This is a genomic window from Parapedobacter sp. GCM10030251, from assembly GCF_042666505.1.
Classification (GTDB): domain Bacteria; phylum Bacteroidota; class Bacteroidia; order Sphingobacteriales; family Sphingobacteriaceae; genus Parapedobacter.
Genome location: NZ_JBHTDN010000005.1, coordinates 14,553 through 30,477, shown reverse-complemented (window position 1 = coordinate 30,477; position 15,925 = coordinate 14,553). Strand labels below are relative to the sequence as shown.

Annotated in this window: 14 protein-coding genes and 1 riboswitch; of the genes, 7 read left to right on the top strand and 7 right to left on the bottom strand. The window is 46.2% G+C overall.

Going from position 1 to position 15,925, the window contains the following annotated elements:
• Positions 1-78: 78 nt before the first annotated feature.
• From hisS to ACFQRK_RS14990, 4 genes are read right to left on the bottom strand one after another with little or no spacing between them, the layout of a single operon-like run.
• Entirely contained in the window at positions 79-1,461 is a 1,383-nt protein-coding gene (hisS, locus tag ACFQRK_RS15005) for a histidine--tRNA ligase (protein ID WP_379008097.1), read from the bottom strand.
• A gap of 49 nt (positions 1,462-1,510) precedes the next feature.
• A complete protein-coding gene (gene rnc, locus ACFQRK_RS15000; RefSeq protein WP_379008095.1) occupies positions 1,511-2,242 on the bottom strand; it encodes a ribonuclease III in 732 nt (243 codons plus the stop codon).
• A 58-nt stretch (positions 2,243-2,300) separates the two neighbouring features.
• A complete protein-coding gene (gene fabF, locus ACFQRK_RS14995) occupies positions 2,301-3,554 on the bottom strand; it encodes a beta-ketoacyl-ACP synthase II (protein WP_379008093.1) in 1,254 nt (417 codons plus the stop codon).
• A gap of 27 nt (positions 3,555-3,581) precedes the next feature.
• Positions 3,582-3,818, bottom strand: a complete 237-nt coding sequence (locus ACFQRK_RS14990) for an acyl carrier protein (RefSeq protein WP_079717265.1) — start codon at positions 3,816-3,818, stop codon at positions 3,582-3,584.
• Between the two features lie 225 nt (positions 3,819-4,043).
• Between ACFQRK_RS14990 and ACFQRK_RS14985 the strand changes: the two genes are divergently transcribed.
• The 3 genes from ACFQRK_RS14985 (at position 4,044) to ACFQRK_RS14975 (ending at position 6,863) form a co-directional block, all read left to right on the top strand.
• Complete coding sequence (locus tag ACFQRK_RS14985; protein WP_379008092.1) at positions 4,044-4,556, top strand: IPExxxVDY family protein; 513 nt, start codon at positions 4,044-4,046, stop codon at positions 4,554-4,556.
• A 66-nt stretch (positions 4,557-4,622) separates the two neighbouring features.
• On the top strand, positions 4,623-6,056 hold the full coding sequence (gene pyk / locus ACFQRK_RS14980) for a pyruvate kinase (RefSeq protein ID WP_379008090.1): 1,434 nt from the start codon (positions 4,623-4,625) through the stop codon (positions 6,054-6,056).
• Positions 6,057-6,134: 78 nt separating this feature from the next.
• The gene (locus ACFQRK_RS14975; protein ID WP_379008088.1) at positions 6,135-6,863 is read left to right on the top strand and encodes a TylF/MycF/NovP-related O-methyltransferase; all 729 of its coding nucleotides are present in this window, start codon (positions 6,135-6,137) and stop codon (positions 6,861-6,863) included.
• A 19-nt stretch (positions 6,864-6,882) separates the two neighbouring features.
• On the opposite strand, the gene ACFQRK_RS14970 is transcribed toward ACFQRK_RS14975, so the two are convergent.
• Positions 6,883-7,260: a hypothetical protein gene (locus ACFQRK_RS14970; protein WP_379008086.1), complete on the bottom strand. Its 378-nt coding sequence runs from the start codon at positions 7,258-7,260 to the stop codon at positions 6,883-6,885.
• Between the two features lie 121 nt (positions 7,261-7,381).
• On the opposite strand from ACFQRK_RS14970, the gene ACFQRK_RS14965 reads away from it, so the two are divergent.
• The 3 genes from ACFQRK_RS14965 to metE all read left to right on the top strand — a co-directional run bounded on the left by ACFQRK_RS14965 (position 7,382) and on the right by metE (position 12,497).
• Positions 7,382-9,193: a sensor histidine kinase gene (locus ACFQRK_RS14965; protein ID WP_379008084.1), complete on the top strand. Its 1,812-nt coding sequence runs from the start codon at positions 7,382-7,384 to the stop codon at positions 9,191-9,193.
• A gap of 10 nt (positions 9,194-9,203) precedes the next feature.
• Entirely contained in the window at positions 9,204-9,896 is a 693-nt protein-coding gene (locus ACFQRK_RS14960; RefSeq protein ID WP_379008082.1) for a response regulator transcription factor, read from the top strand.
• A 61-nt stretch (positions 9,897-9,957) separates the two neighbouring features.
• Positions 9,958-10,063: riboswitch (SAM riboswitch) on the top strand.
• A gap of 112 nt (positions 10,064-10,175) precedes the next feature.
• Positions 10,176-12,497, top strand: a complete 2,322-nt coding sequence (gene metE / locus ACFQRK_RS14955) for a 5-methyltetrahydropteroyltriglutamate--homocysteine S-methyltransferase (protein ID WP_379008081.1) — start codon at positions 10,176-10,178, stop codon at positions 12,495-12,497.
• 45 nt (positions 12,498-12,542) lie between these two features.
• On the opposite strand, the gene ACFQRK_RS14950 is transcribed toward metE, so the two are convergent.
• Both ACFQRK_RS14950 and ACFQRK_RS14945 read right to left on the bottom strand, forming a co-directional pair.
• Positions 12,543-14,084: a YifB family Mg chelatase-like AAA ATPase gene (locus tag ACFQRK_RS14950; protein WP_379008079.1), complete on the bottom strand. Its 1,542-nt coding sequence runs from the start codon at positions 14,082-14,084 to the stop codon at positions 12,543-12,545.
• A gap of 40 nt (positions 14,085-14,124) precedes the next feature.
• A complete protein-coding gene (locus ACFQRK_RS14945; protein ID WP_379008076.1) occupies positions 14,125-15,312 on the bottom strand; it encodes a glycosyltransferase family 4 protein in 1,188 nt (395 codons plus the stop codon).
• Positions 15,313-15,581: 269 nt separating this feature from the next.
• Here ACFQRK_RS14945 and ACFQRK_RS14940 point away from each other — a divergent pair, with 269 nt between their 5' ends.
• On the top strand, positions 15,582-15,851 hold the full coding sequence (locus tag ACFQRK_RS14940) for a YtxH domain-containing protein (protein ID WP_379008075.1): 270 nt from the start codon (positions 15,582-15,584) through the stop codon (positions 15,849-15,851).
• Positions 15,852-15,925: the final 74 nt, after the last annotated feature.

Genomic DNA, 15,925 nt, shown 5'->3' with positions numbered 1-15,925 from the left:
TGACGACATAGGCGTAGCGCGGTGCGGAATGGCACCGGTCAAGCAAAGGTTTGGTTGAGAATGGTTGGATACCGTGACTTATGTTAAAAGCGCAACCAGATCCGACTCATTCAACCTTCGTTGTTCACCACTCTGCATGTCTTTTAAAGAAAGCAAACCGCTTTTTATCTCTTCTTCGCCAATAAGGATTACGTAGGGTATATTCTTCGCATCGGCATAGGCCAATTGTTTCTTCAGCTTAGCGGAGGTTGGATAAATTTCGGCCGCCACCCCGGCAGTACGTAATTTCTGTAACAGAGGCAGTGCATACAATTCGGCAAGTTTGTCAAAGTTACTTAGTAATACCTTGGTAGATTGGACCGTAGAAGTGGGAAAAAGGCCCAACTCTTCCATCACATCATAGATGCGGTCTGCACCGAAAGAGATGCCTACGCCGGTAAGTCCTTTGAGGCCAAACATACCCGTTAGGTCGTCATAACGGCCGCCTCCTCCGATACTCCCCATCGTTACTTCGTTGGTTTTCACTTCAAAGATACAGCCGGTGTAATAATTCAGGCCTCTGGCAAGGGTAACATCCAAGTCGATAAAGTGATCGAGCGGAAACGTGTCAGCGGTCATTCTTTCTACATAACCCAATACCGTTTCAATCTCTTCGATACCCTGCATGCCGATAGCTGATGAAGCCAGTGTCTCTTTTAATTGGGCTATTTTCGCCGGGATAGATCCCGCCAAATGCATGATGGGTCGCAGTTTTTCCAGGTCGTTTTCTGAAAATCCGCGTGATAGCAACTCGTTATCAACCCCTTCTATACCGATTTTGTCCAATTTATCGATGGCCACCGTCATAGGTACAAGCAGTGTTGGTTTACCCAATATCTCTGCGATGCCGGATAATATTTTACGGTTATTGAGCTTGATGGTGAAATCCGTTAACCCAAGGCTGGACAATGCTTCTTGGTAGATAAGCACAAATTCGGCTTCATTAAGCAGGCTTTCCGAACCAACAACGTCCACGTCACATTGATAGAATTCCCGATAACGGCCTCTTTGTGGCCTGTCGGCGCGCCAAACCGGTTGAATCTGAAATCGTTTGAATGGCAGAACAATTTCATGTTGATGCATGACCACGTAACGAGCGAAGGGAACCGTGAGATCATAGCGCAACGCTTTTTCGGCGATGTGCGGAATCAGCGGAACTGATTCCTTTTCGGTCAACAAATTCGTCGGAGCTTTGGCTAAGTAGTCGCCCGAGTTCAAAATCTTAAAGATCAGTTTATCTCCCTCATCTCCATATTTGCCGGTAAGGGTCTGCAGGTTTTCAAAGGAAGGGGTCTGAATTTCGCGATAGCCGTATTTGGTAAAGACGGTTTTGAGGGTACTGAAGATGAAGTCGCGCTTTTCCATTTCCGTGGGAGAGAAATCGCGCGTACCTTTTGCCAAGGAAGGTTTCACTATTGCCATGGCGCAAAGGTAGGAATGATTTTAGATTTTGGATTTTAGATTTTAGATTTTAAAGCACATTGAGGGCTTCGCACGCTTTTTCTGCTGCTATTTTTTCTGCGCTTTTTTTGTTATAATCGCGTCCGGTACCGTATACTTCGCCATCTATCACGGCGTCAATGGTGAATATCTTGACGCTATCGCCTTCTGCATTTTCGGTTTGTACAAAGCTTACATCTTTGCCGACTTGCTGGCACCATTCGATTAGCCGGCTTTTGAAGTTAGTCTCGGTTTCTTCCAACATCTGGATATCGACGTGGGGTTTGATGATACGGCTGATCAGAAAGTTTTTCGTAAATACGTATCCCTTATCCAGGTAGATCGCCCCGATCAACGCTTCAAAAGCATCTCCTAATAGCGATCCCTGTTTGTTGGGATAGTTGATCATGCGCGCATCATATTGGATCAGTTCATTGAGCCCCAATTTTTTGGAGAGTTGGTTAAGGTGCGCCCTGCTTACAATTTTGGAACGCATTTCGGTAAGAAAGCCCTCCCCCTTGTAGGGATACTTCTTAAAAAGCAGGTCGGCGATAACTGATCCCAATACGGCATCTCCTAAAAACTCCAATCGTTCGTTGCTGTTTTTTGTGCCGTCTTTGACGGGAACGGCAACGGATTTATGCCGGAATGCCAGTTGATACAAATGCAAATTGCCCGGCACAAAACCCAGCAGGTTTTTCAGTGCCCTTACGTACCGGCGATTGGATGAAAAATGCAGTCTGTAAATTTTCCAAATAGGCATCTGACAATTAACTGGTATAACAGGAAAAGCATGCCTCTTCGCCTGCAAATGCCCTAAATTAAGCTTCGAATTTCTTGAAAATGACGGTGGCGTTATGTCCGCCGAACCCGAACGTATTACTCATGGCAGCATTAATAGGCCGCTTCTGTGCTTCGTTGAATGTGAAGTTTAGTTTCGGATCAAGGTTTGGATCGTCCGTAAAGTGATTAATAGTAGGTGGAACAATGTCGTTTTTCACCGCCAGAATGGAGGCTATTGACTCCACGGCTCCCGCAGCGCCCAATAGGTGGCCGGTCATGGACTTTGTAGAACTGATGTTTAACGCGTATGCGTGGTCGCCAAACAATTCCAAGATGGCCATGATTTCACTGGGATCCCCCACTGGGGTGGATGTACCGTGCACATTAATGTAGTCGATTGCCTCTTTCGTTATCCGGGCATCCGTAAGAGCGTTCGCCATTGCTAAACGCGCCCCCAGGCCTTCGGGATGTGATGCGGTAATGTGGTACGCGTCGGCACTCATACCGCCACCTACCAACTCGGCATAAATTTTAGCCCCTCGGGCCTGTGCGTGTTCAAGGCTTTCCAACACGATGGCACCGGCACCTTCGCCTGCAACAAAGCCATCTCTGTCCTTATCAAACGGTCTGGAGGCCGTTTGCGGATCGTCATTGCGTGTTGACAATGCATGCATGGCATTGAAGCCACCAATACCCGCCTCATTGATAATCGCTTCGGATCCGCCGCTGATGATGATGTCGGCAAATCCGGTTCGGATATAATTCAGTGAATCAATCAGGGCATGGGTAGAAGATGCACATGCCGATACCGTAGAGAAATTGGGGCCGTGTAATCCGTGCCGCATGGAGATGTGACCAGGCGCAATGTCCAAGATCATTTTTGGAATGAAGAACGGATTGAAACGGGGTGTTCCATCACCATTCGCAAAATTCGTCACTTCATCCAAGAATGTTTTCAGGCCGCCAATGCCTGATCCCCATATAACACCAATCCGGTTGGTGTCTAATTTATCGAATTGAAGCGATGCATCTGCTATCGCTTCATCCGTAGCAGCCAACGCGTAATGTACAAATGGATCTACCTTTCGGGCTTCCTTGCGCTCCATAAAATCCTCGGCGTTGAATCCTTTCACTTCACACGCAAAACGGGTCTTGAATTTAGACGCGTCAAACCTAGTGATAGGAGCAGCGCCGCTTACCCCTTTGATCAGGTTGTCCCAAAATGCCGGAACAGAATTCCCAATAGGAGTAAGCGCACCCAACCCTGTTACTACTACTCTTTTAAGCTCCATTTATTACGATTGGCCTAATGAATTTAGTTAGTTAACGTTTTTTTCTAAGTAAGCGATGGCTTGTCCTACCGTACTGATCGTTTCAGCTTGATCATCGGGGATAGCAACGTTGAATTCCTTTTCAAATTCCATGATCAACTCTACGGTGTCAAGTGAATCGGCGCCCAAATCATTGGTGAATGAAGCCTCCGGGGTCACTTCGTTTTCGTCTACACCTAGCTTTTCAACGATAATTGCTTTAACTCTTGATGCGATATCAGACATGATTTTATAGTTTAATTGTTTAATAAATCTGTGCAAAGAAAAATAAATTTCGGCAAATAGTAAAACGTTTTTGATTTTTAGAATATTATTGGGACTTGTCCTTTAAAACTCAATTATCGTTTTTATATCAAAGATTTAGCGTAATTCTAAAAAAGAGCGCCGACCTCCCATTTATCTTTATAATAATTGCCTTGTCAGTCTTTTTGTTTTTGTAATTTTTGCTATATGCCTATATTTAATGGCAGCAAAGAAACCGATCAATTTGCGCTAATGCAAGCAAATTTATCTAAGTTTGCGCTGAATATAGAAAATACTTTGAATAAAGTCACATTAAAATATGAATTAGACCTTGATTTTATCTTGATTGCGATCACCTCTTCCCTGAAAGATTATCGGTTATGTTACTTCATCAACAAAGTTACCGGACTGAGGTTGAGCAAGGTCGAAGATCATGAGATATGGAGGCCATCTCCCGCTGGAAAGGCTTATTTTAGTCGTTACGCGGATTTTTCGGTGGTTTCTGATACAGAGTATTACGTTTTGGCGAATAAGGCGACTGATGGCGGTTTTCTGGTTCCGGAAATGCGACATTCAGACTATTTTTTTTTAATCCGGAATTTTATCGATGAGGAAGATCTGGCCGCATTGCAGGATCACCTTGTCGATATTCCTGAAGTGGTGGTTGCCAGCGAAATCTCCCCACAAAAATTGAAATCCAAAGAAAATCTAATATTTTAGCGCCATATTTACCAAAGTGTATCAATCACACCATAAGTAGGAGCACAACAAACAAAACGATATTAAATGGAAAAGGTTCAAAAGCGAACTAAAATAGTGGCCACCTTGGGGCCCGCATCAGCCAAGAAAGAAGTGTTAACGAGTATGATTGCCAAAGGAGTCGATGTGTGTCGACTCAATTTCTCGCATGGTAGTCAAGAAGATCACCTGAAAGTAATCCACACGATCCGTGAGATTAATCAAGAATACAATATCAACGTTAGTATTCTGGCCGACTTACAAGGGCCTAAGATCCGGATTGGCAAGATGAAAGAAGGAGGTGCGGTATTGCTGAATGGTGCGCAGGTCGAAATTACCACAAAGGAACTCATTGGCGATGAATCCCGGATTTACATCACTTACGATAGCTTTCCGAAAGATGTAAAAGAAGGAGAAATTATCTTGCTGGATGACGGTAAAATTCAATTACGGGTATTGCGGTCCAACCAAGATGACACGGTATGGTGTGAAGTGGTGCACGGGGGGGTATTGACCTCACGTAAGGGTGTTAACCTTCCCAATACCAAGGTTTCCATACCCAGTCTTACGGAAGAAGATCTGGATAACCTGAATTTTGTCCTTCAGCATGATGTGGAATGGATTGGAATGTCTTTTGTCCGAACGGCCGAAGATATTGTAAGGCTTAAGGAAATCATCGAGTCGAAAGGAAAATCTGCACGCGTCATCGCAAAAATCGAAAAACCGGAAGCCATTGACAACATTGACTCCATCATTGCGGCAACGGACGGGATAATGGTAGCCCGGGGTGACCTTGGCGTGGAAATGCCCATGGAAGATGTACCCGTGCTCCAGAAGATGATTGTCACCAAATGCCGTAATGCGTCCAAACCTGTAATCATTGCCACCCAAATGCTGGAGAGTATGATTACCACCCCGCGCCCTACGAGGGCCGAGGTAAACGACGTCGCCAATTCGGTATTGGACGGAGCCGATGCAGTCATGCTGAGTGGCGAAACCTCGGTAGGTGAGTTTCCGGAGATTGTGATCGAAACCATGAGCAAAATCATCGTACATGTAGAGCGCACTTCGTATCCCTATTACAGTTCTAAGAAGTCTGAACATGAGGATGCCGAGTCGATGGTTCCGGATGCAATTTGTGGTTCGTCGGTATACCTCGCGGAAAAGACCAATGCTTCCGCCATCGTGGCCATGACGTATTCCGGGTATACGGCCTTCGAAATATCCAGTTACCGGCCTAATGCTGACATTTATATTTTCACCGGCAACCGCGCGCTATTGAATACATTGACGTTATTATGGGGAGTTAAAACTTTCTATTATGATAAATTCGAGAGCACCGATGGCAGCATCCACGATGTGAATACGTTACTGAAATCGAAAAATTTGGTGCAACCCGGGCAGATCGTCATCAATACGGCGTCGACACCCTTACACAAGAAAGGCAAGACTAATACCATCAAGGTAACGGAAATGGAATAATAGCGACCGCCAACCGGACAGTCCATAAAACATTCATTGCTTCGGTAGCGTTGATATGGTAATCAATAAGTTATTGCCATGCGACTACCCAAGATTCCGGAGCGATTTGCGATTCCTATACAGACGCTGTTTTATGCCCTGACAGATCGGGAGAAATCCCGATTGATGAGAATAAAAACTCATCATCTGACGTATCTGGCTGCAAAAGACCTTTTCAATCTTTATGATGCGGCCAAGGCGGTGGAACACTCAGGAATAGCTGGGTTGTTTATTGAGGCGGGCTGCGCGTTGGGAGGGTCGGCTATTGCCATTGGTTGGGCGAAGCAGCAACAACGGGAATTTCGGTTATACGATGCGTTTGGATTGATTCCACCTCCCTCTGAAAAGGATGAATCTGATGTGCATCTACGCTACGAGGAGATCAAAAGTGGAAAGTCAAAGGGATTGGGCAACAACCGGTACTACGGATATGTAGAAAACCTACAAGCTGTTGTTGCGGCCAACTTAGCAAAGCACGGCGTGCCCGTCGAAGCCCATAATATTAAGTTGATCAAAGGATATTTTGAAGACACCCTTTACATTAACGAACCTGTAGCTTTTGCGCACATCGACTGCGATTGGTATGCTTCCGTAATGAGTTGTGTAATTCAGATTGAGCCGAATTTGACGATCGGGGGCAAGATTGTTTTCGATGATTACCACGAATGGTCTGGTTGCCGCTTAGCGGTCGATGAGTACTTTAAAGACAAAAGCGGTTATGTATTTGCGCCGGTTGGTAAAAAACTGCACGTCACAAAGATAGCGTGATAAGCTGCCTAGCGTCCGCTTACTTGGACCGACGTTCTCTCTCTAATTGCTCCAATTTCTTTCTCAGTTCGGATATCGTCTGCTCGGTTTTCTTTTGATTAGCCGTACTGTCGGCCTCAACATGCCTGAAAACCGGATAGGCAGGTGTGTCCAAACCGTACACATTCGGCATGGCTATAGACCGATCCTGCTTAAACCGATAAGTATAACCATTGGGTATGGGTACACAATTGTCCCCCTGATAGCCATTGGGCATGGGATGGGTGGAAAATTTTTTACTGTCGACCGGTTTATCGGCATCGGCCATGATCTTATTCTCCGAGTGGATTGGAGCTTTCTGCCCGAATGAAAAGGCGACCGGACCCAGTAACGCAGAAAGGATAAGGAAATGTCTCATATGGATTACAATTTGTTAAGTCAAAAATAACGAAATAAAACCCTAAAGATCCGCAACTTGCCTTGTTAAAATATGTTAAATGGCTGCACTTTCCCTTTAACCTTATGTATTTTTGTGTGGAATGAAGCATAAAAGTATTGGATTTATCATCGGGTTGATGACAGTTGCGCTTTTAGGTGTGATGGCCATGCAATATTTTTTTATCAGGCAATCGTATATTCTGAAAGCGCAGTTATTTGATGAGTCGGTGAAGGCTGCCCTCAATGCAGTTGCTGCAAAGGCTGAAAAGCGAGAAGTCATGCAATTGGCCGAGACCCAGCGGAAAAATAAGGAGAAGCTGGAACGTGAGCAGCGCAAGTTAGAAGAACAGCTTCGTATAAAGACGGAAATTGAACAGCTTCGCGAGCGGCAGGCACGTTTGTACACAACATTCAAGCAGCGTGAAGAGATGTTATTTACCCAATATCCGGTAGTGCTGCCTATTGAAAGTAATGAGTTCTATGAAACGTATCTCAACAATTCGCGTTATAAGGAATTGTTACGGGTGAATTTTGAGTCCAATGCTACGGTGGACGGCGGGTTTCAACGAAATGATAACCTAGTGGGCCTTTATGCGATCCGACAAGTGCCGTTAATAAAAGCCAAAGATGATAGCATACGTTATTTTATTCCACTGGGCCCCATATCCCCCGGCTCGACGTTATTGAATTATGCCATAAAGGTGCTGCCGCCGCGGCAAGACCTCAAGCTTAAGGACGAAATTGCCCGTAAGGAACGCCAATTGCAATTGCTTCAGGCAACAACCCTGATGGATACCATTGCCATATTAAGTGGGAAAAACCCGCAGATTGTCGAAGATTTTGCTGCTGAAATGGAGTTATATAAGCGTCCATTAAGCCAACGGATTGATGTCGCATACATCAAGAGCGAGCTGGAAAGGGAATTGGCAAGCCGGGATATTCATTCTGCCTTTAATTTAGAAATCAAAGACAAAAACACAACGCTGTATGCGTTTGCCAACTTTTCCCACGAAAAGCCTTCTCTCAAAAACCTATATGTTACGGAATTATTCCGCGCGGATAATGAACGTTCGTCCGGCCGGCTCGCGGTGTATTTTCCAAACAAGAACAACATCCTGATGGGTAATATGACGGTTATGCTATTTTCTTCGATAGCGCTGTTATTGGTACTTCTCAGTTGTTTTACATACACGATTTTTACGATCCTCCGCCAAAAGAAGATTTCGGAGATGAAGACCGATTTCATCAACAATATGACCCACGAGTTCAAAACGCCCGTTGCTACCATCATGATTGCCAGTGAATCCTTGCGGGATCCGGAAATCGCATCGGATCAGGTTCGTGCTGCACGCTTAGCTAATATCATATATGACGAAAATGTTCGGTTGGGTAATCATATCGAACGTGTTCTTAACATTGCCCGTCTTGAGAAAGACAACCTTAAACTGGAGCACCAGGATGTAGATATGAATGATCTGGCCCAGGCCGTGGTCGATAGCATGGAGCTGCAACTGCTTAAGAACGATGCTCAAGTGGATATGCACCTTGATGCCGCGGAGGCCGTTGTAGTGGGCGATGAATTACACCTATCCAATGTGCTTTTCAATCTGATAGACAATGCAATTAAATACAGCAAGGAGCGCCCCGATATTACCATCCGGACCAAAAATGTCCATAGGCATATCCAAATAACGGTAGCTGACAAAGGTATCGGCATGAGCCGCGACCAATTATCCAGGATTTTCGAGCAGTTTTACCGCATTCCGACAGGGAACCGACACGACGTGAAGGGATTCGGTTTAGGCTTGAGTTATGTAAGCGATATTGTCAAGCGTTGCGGGGGTAAGGTACAGGTCAAAAGCGAAAAGGATAAGGGAACGACCTTTGAAATCATGTTGCCACTTAAAGGATAGGGAGACCATCATGCAAAAAATACTACTGGCAGAAGACGACCCCAACTTGGGCGACATCCTAAAAGACTACCTGGAACTGAAAGGCAAATTCGATGTCACACTTTGTAAAGACGGAGATGAGGCACTGCGCCAGTTCAATAAGGAAAAGTTTGATCTTTGCATACTTGATGTGATGATGCCGCGCAAAGACGGTTTCACGCTGGGCAAAGACATCCGGAAAATTGACGCAAATATTCCCATCATCTTTGCTACTGCAAAAGGAATGATGGAAGATAAAACCGAAGCGTTCGGGTTGGGCGGTGACGATTACATCACGAAACCATTCCGCGTGGAGGAATTACTTCTTCGTATCCACGCACTTCTTAAACGTGCCTCACGTGAGAGGCAGACTGAAGAGGAGCTGCCTGATAGGTTTCAGATAGGTAAATATCATTTTGACTATGTGGCTCAGCAGATCAGTTATAACGAACAGAAGCAAAAACTGTCTACCAAGGAAGCTGAGTTGCTCAGGCTGCTGTGCATCAAGAAAAATGACGTACTCACCCGCGAAGAGGCACTGCTTAAAATCTGGCATGACGACAATTATTTCAACGGCCGGAGTATGGATGTTTTCCTGAGCAAGCTTCGCAAGTATCTGCGCGACGACCCAAAGGTAGAAATTGTTAATGTCCATGGGAAAGGGTATAAGTTATTGGTCAGTTGATCGGACAGGGAGGCAGAGAATTATTTTTGCATAAATCAATCTTTATTCCGATATTAGCGCCCGCTTATGGAGAAAGGCAGAGGGAATGGACCCTGTGAAGCCTTAGCAACCTGTCTGTGGACAAGGTGCTAAATTCTACCTCGATGATGATCGTGGAAAGATAAGCAGACACAACTCGCCCCTGTGACCTGTCCCCAAAAGCAATCGTAAAAAAGGTTTGTCCGCTGAAAAGCAAGCAGACTGCCGTTGATTGTATATTAAATTACTATTATAGAGGTTATGTTGAAAACTAACAATCTGGGTTACCCACGTATCGGAGCCCTACGGGAGCTTAAAAAGGCTAATGAAGCCTATTGGGCGAAGAAAATCGATCAGCAGGAATTGCTGCAAGCTGCGCGGACTATTCGTGAAGGCAATTGGAAAACCCAACAGGAAGCGGGCATAGACCTGATTCCGTCCAATGATTTTTCCTTTTATGATCAGGTATTGGATCTTACGCTTACCGTAGGTGCTATTCCTGCACGGTATCAAGGATTTGCACTGGAGGGGCCGTCCTCGTACAATTTGGATCTGTACTTTGCGATGGCCCGTGGATTTCAACAGGGGGGCCTTGACGTAACCGCTATGGAAATGACTAAGTGGTTTGATACTAACTACCATTATATCGTTCCCGAATTTGTGAAAGATCAACAATTCCGCCTTACTTCGGAAAAAGTGATCAATGAATTCAATGAAGCAAAAGAACTAGGTATCCAAACCAAGCCGGTTTTATTGGGCCCGCTGACGTATCTGCTGCTGGGCAAGGAGAAAGAGGCGGACTTTGATCGACTTGATTTGATTGATCGTCTGCTACCCGTATACGAGGAAATAATAGCGAAGTTAAGCAAGGCAGGGGCCGAATGGGTACAATTTGACGAACCCTTCCTGGCGTTGGATATCAATGACAAAGTCCGTGCACTTTATCAAACGGTATATAGCCGTCTGTCTGCTGCTGCCAAAGGTATCAAAATCATCGTTGCCACCTATTTTGAATCGTTGCGCGAGAACGCGCAAACCGCACTCGACTTACCGGTACAGGCGCTGCATGTAGATCTGGTTCGTGGAGAAAACCAGTTAAACGATCTGCTGCCTCTTTTACCGGACGGGCTTATTCTCTCGGTGGGAGTGGTAGATGGACGCAACATCTGGAAAAATGATTACGAGGCCTCGCTTCAAAAAATCAAACAAGCTGTGGATGCCCTGGGTGAAGACCACGTATGGGTGTCACCGTCGAGCTCATTACTTCATGTTCCTTTCGATTTGGACTTAGAAGACAACGAGCAATCGTTGCCCGCTGAAGTAAAAAACTGGTTAGCATTTGCAAAGCAAAAACTCGCTGAGGTAAAAGATTTGGCGATATTGGCATCAGGCACTGTGGATGAGGCTACCGCAGCCCATTTCGAGGCTAACAAGGCGGCACAACAAAGCCGCCGTACTTCTTCGCTTATTCACCGGGAAGAAGTGAAAGCACGAGTGAAAAGCATTACGGATGCGGACGCACAACGGACCAGTGCATTTGCTATTCGCAAAGCAAAACAACAGGAAAAGTTCAATCTCCCCGCGTTTGCGACAACCACGATCGGTTCTTTTCCGCAAACCAGGGATGTGCGCAAATGGCGCGCCGATTTGAAAAAGGGAGCCATTACCCAAGAAGAATACGACAAGTTTATTGCAGAGGAAACGGAACGGACGATCCGGTTACAGGAAGAACTAGATATCGATGTATTGGTGCATGGCGAGTTTGAGCGTAACGATATGGTCGAATATTTCGGCGAGCAGCTCTCGGGGTATGCCTTTACCAAAAACGGGTGGGTGCAATCTTACGGATCACGCTGCGTAAAGCCGCCGATTATTTATGGCGATGTAAGCCGGCCTGCCGATATGACCGTGCGCTGGTCTTCCTATGCGCAAACGCTTACCAATCGCCCCGTAAAGGGGATGTTAACCGGACCGGTGACCATTTTGCAATGGTCCTTTGTGCGTAACGACCAGCCCCGGTCAGAAACTACGTATCAGATTGCGTTGGCAATCCTGGATGAGGTACAGGCATTGGAAAAATCAGGCATTAAGATCATCCAAATCGATGAGCCGGCGATCCGCGAGGGACTTCCCTTACGCAAAGCTGATCATAAGGCATATCTGGATTGGGCGGTGCGTGCATTCCGCGTGTCTTCATCAAATGTAGAAGACGACACGCAGATTCATACGCACATGTGTTACTCGGAATTCAACGACATCATTGAGCACATCGCAGCGATGGATGCGGATGTGATTACAATCGAGACGTCACGGTCGCAAATGGAACTGCTGGACGCTTTTGCGGATTTTAATTATCCAAATGACATTGGTCCGGGAGTATACGATATCCATTCTCCTCGCGTACCCAGCAAAGATGAGATCGTAACCTTGCTGGAGAAGGCTAAAGCAGTTATCCCCGCTGAACAGTTGTGGGTCAACCCCGATTGTGGACTGAAAACACGGGCTTGGCCGGAAACCAAAGCGGCACTGGAAGCCATGGTGGAAGCAGCCAAGACGCTGCGTGGAGTCGCCGAAGAAGTGTAGACTTTAATGTCAACCCCCGCTGACCAATCGATCAGCGGGGGTTTTTCATTCCGACCAACGCGCTCGGTCGAGACTGCGGAACTGAATGGCTTCTGCAATATGTGCGGTCTGGATTTCGATACTTCCATCCATATCCGCAATGGTGCGGGACACCCGTAAGATGCGGTCGTAAGCCCGAGCCGATAAACCAAGCCGTTCCATAGCCATTTTGAGTAAAGTACGCCCGGATTCATTGATTCGGCACAGTTGCCGTAGGTGTCGAGGCGTCATTTGTGCATTGCAATGAATATGTGTGTACGACGAAAATCGCTTCTCCTGTATATCTCGGGCAGCAATGACCCGGTTGCGTATATGGGTGCTTTTTTCGCTTGAAGCTGAAGCGGCCAAATCGTCGAAACCAACCGGGGTGACCTCCACATGCAGGTCGATACGGTCGAGCAAAGGCCCTGATATCTTGCTTAGATACTTTTGGACTGCTCCCGGGTTGCAAATACACGTCTTTTGTGGATGATTATGAAAGCCACACGGACAGGGGTTCATTGCAGCCACCAGAATAAAACTTGCGGGATACGCGACCGTAAGGCGTGCACGAGATATGGTCATGTGCCTGGATTCTAGGGGTTGCCGGAGTACTTCCAGCACAGAACGTTTAAATTCCGGCAGTTCATCGAGAAACAACACACCGTTATGCGCCAACGAGATTTCACCGGGCTGCGGGTTAGCTCCACCGCCTACAAGCGCGACATCGCTAATGGTATGATGTGGTGCACGAAAGGGCCGTACCGTCATCAGGGAAGACACCGCCCCCAATTTTCCGGCCACGGAGTGTATTTTTGTAGTTTCTAAAGACTCCTCGATGGTAAGCGGAGGAAGGATCGTGGGTAACCGTTTGGCCAGCATGGTTTTGCCCGAACCGGGCGGGCCGATCAAAATGACATTATGCCCGCCAGCTGCTGCAATTTCCAATGCCCTCTTAATGTGTTCCTGTCCGAAGACGTCACCGAAGTCAGCGTCATAGCTGTTGATGTTTTTTTGAAATTCCTCTTGGGTATTTACGTACGTTTGCGTTGGAAAGGACGTGCCATTTACCCATTCAACCACCTCCTTTAGGTGCCGGATGCCATAAACTGCTAGTTTCGATACTACCGCCGCTTCGGGTGCATTTGCTTGAGGGAGCAAAATACCACGGAAGCCATCACGGGCTGCTTGGACGGCGATGGGGAGCGCACCTTTAACGGGTTGTATACTTCCATCCAATGAAAGTTCACCGAGCATCAAAAAATCGGTTAACAGCGGGACATGGGCAATTTGCTTGGATGATGCCAAAATGCCGATGGCTATCGCCAAGTCATAGGAGGAGCCTTCTTTACGAATGTCCGCAGGTGCGAGATTGACAACAATTTTTTGGCGCGGCATGCGAAATCCCGAGGTAGATAGCGCACTTTCGATACGTCGCAAGCTTTCTTTCACTGCGTTATCCGGGAGGCCGACGATGTAATATTTTGTTCCGCCAGAAATGTTTACTTCAATGGTAATGGTAGTGGCCTCAATGCCGTTCAGGGCACTTCCGTAGGTTTTGATGAGCATAGGCAGAATAGATTTCTGCCTTAAAGGTACAAAGAAAATATCAGTTCTGGTGCTGCTTCTCCTCGTATTGCTGCAAGGCCTCTTCGGCTACTTCACGGGCATGGTCGCGAAGCTGGTAGATTTTTTCGTTGTCCTCCTCCACAATCAACGGCTGGGCCTGGCCGATTGCCTGACGTACGTCATACAGCCATAGCATCGTATTCATGAGTAAAGCTGCTAAGGCGATCAGCAATAACAGCTCGATTGTGCCGATATGTTGAAAGGTGAGAGCGGTGCCAATCATGAGCACGTTGAAACCGGAAAGTACCATCGTGGCTTGGGTGTGACTCATCCCTGTATCAAGCAGTCGATGGTGAAGGTGGTTTCGGTCGGCCATGAACGGCGACTTACCACGGACCAACCGGATAACGATAACTCGTAAGGTATCAAATATGGGGACGATGAGGATGGCAATGGTAACGGCAGGAACAGATTGGATAATGGAGCCAGTGAAAGGCGCTAGCTGTTGGGGTTTATTTAGTTCAATAAATTGAATAGCGAGTATCGAGATAATGAACCCAATGGTATAGGCTCCCGCGTCACCCATGAAGATGCGTGCTTTGCCAGCGTTGTAACGAAGAAATCCCAAAACAGAGCCGGCCATACTTACGGCCAATAGGGCCAATCCATATTCCTGCATTTGGAAAAAGAGATACCCAAAGGTCAGACTTACGATCAGACTCACGCTGCCTAGTAAGCCATTGATGCCGTCAATCAAATTAAAGGAATTGATGATGAACACAATAAGAAGGCTGGAAAGTGGATAGCCGATCACGGGGTGGATTTGCTGGATACCGAATACTCCATAAAGGCTGGTGAGGCGGATATCGGCGAAATAAACCACAATTAAGGCAGTGATGGTTTGCGCGAGAAATTTTTTATAGGGATTTAAAGCCGCGAGATCATCCTTTAGTCCTACCAGAAAGATCAGTAGTCCAGAGGCAAAAACATAATTGGCATACGGTAATAGGTTTCCTGATATACACAAACAGGCCGTAAATGCGAAGGAGGTAAGCACCGCAATACCGCCTAAATTTGGCGTACGATATTTATGTATTTTCCGCTCTTCTAGTGCCGGATCGTCAAACAGGCGCTTTTGATAAGCCAATTTTATCAGCGAGGGAACGGCGTATAATGTGACGACACATGAAAGCAAAAAAGAGAAAAGTACCAAGTAAATGTCTATCATATAGAATAGCCTAATAGTACAAGAATGCAACAAAGATAAGTAAATAACTAAGCTAGCGAGCCTGCTTGCACAAATAATTTGTCGCTGTATTTAGCGTGGAGGTGCAATATTTATGCCATTCGCAAATAACTGCATAACGTGCGCTTTGAAACCATATTTTTCCAAATGTTTTTGTTTTTGGCAAACGATTTGCTGATTTATTTGTATATTTAACAGGATTGTGTGTGGAAAGGTGGTCATTATTTTTTTCAATTTAATATATATTAGTTATGAACGATAACGCAAAAGTAGTAGCCGCATTGTTGGCTGGATTGGCAGCAGGAGCCGCACTCGGTATTTTATTTGCGCCCGACAAAGGCACTGAGACACGCGAAAAGCTAAATGATTCACTGAAAGATCTGGGAGACGCAATCAAGGAGCGCACGGCCGAACAATTGGAGCACCTCAATGATTTCAAAGAAAAGGTGGTCGCTGCGGTAAAATCCAAGTTGAACAAGAGCGATGAAGCGTTGGAAGGAGCGTTAGAAGAACACGCTTGAATATAGAAAGGGGCCTGACCCTACGCCATAACATGGCACAGTAGTTTACTATATTACATTATCCGCCACGGATA

Coding starts and splice junctions, on each gene's coding strand:
- hisS (WP_379008097.1), bottom strand. CDS start 1,461: ATGGCAATAGTGAAACCTTCCTTGGCAAAAGGTACGCGCGATTTCTCT.
- rnc (WP_379008095.1), bottom strand. CDS start 2,242: ATGCCTATTTGGAAAATTTACAGACTGCATTTTTCATCCAATCGCCGG.
- fabF (WP_379008093.1), bottom strand. CDS start 3,554: ATGGAGCTTAAAAGAGTAGTAGTAACAGGGTTGGGTGCGCTTACTCCT.
- ACFQRK_RS14990 (WP_079717265.1), bottom strand. CDS start 3,818: ATGTCTGATATCGCATCAAGAGTTAAAGCAATTATCGTTGAAAAGCTA.
- ACFQRK_RS14985 (WP_379008092.1), top strand. CDS start 4,044: ATGCCTATATTTAATGGCAGCAAAGAAACCGATCAATTTGCGCTAATG.
- pyk (WP_379008090.1), top strand. CDS start 4,623: ATGGAAAAGGTTCAAAAGCGAACTAAAATAGTGGCCACCTTGGGGCCC.
- ACFQRK_RS14975 (WP_379008088.1), top strand. CDS start 6,135: ATGCGACTACCCAAGATTCCGGAGCGATTTGCGATTCCTATACAGACG.
- ACFQRK_RS14970 (WP_379008086.1), bottom strand. CDS start 7,260: ATGAGACATTTCCTTATCCTTTCTGCGTTACTGGGTCCGGTCGCCTTT.
- ACFQRK_RS14965 (WP_379008084.1), top strand. CDS start 7,382: ATGAAGCATAAAAGTATTGGATTTATCATCGGGTTGATGACAGTTGCG.
- ACFQRK_RS14960 (WP_379008082.1), top strand. CDS start 9,204: ATGCAAAAAATACTACTGGCAGAAGACGACCCCAACTTGGGCGACATC.
- metE (WP_379008081.1), top strand. CDS start 10,176: ATGTTGAAAACTAACAATCTGGGTTACCCACGTATCGGAGCCCTACGG.
- ACFQRK_RS14950 (WP_379008079.1), bottom strand. CDS start 14,084: ATGCTCATCAAAACCTACGGAAGTGCCCTGAACGGCATTGAGGCCACT.
- ACFQRK_RS14945 (WP_379008076.1), bottom strand. CDS start 15,312: ATGATAGACATTTACTTGGTACTTTTCTCTTTTTTGCTTTCATGTGTC.
- ACFQRK_RS14940 (WP_379008075.1), top strand. CDS start 15,582: ATGAACGATAACGCAAAAGTAGTAGCCGCATTGTTGGCTGGATTGGCA.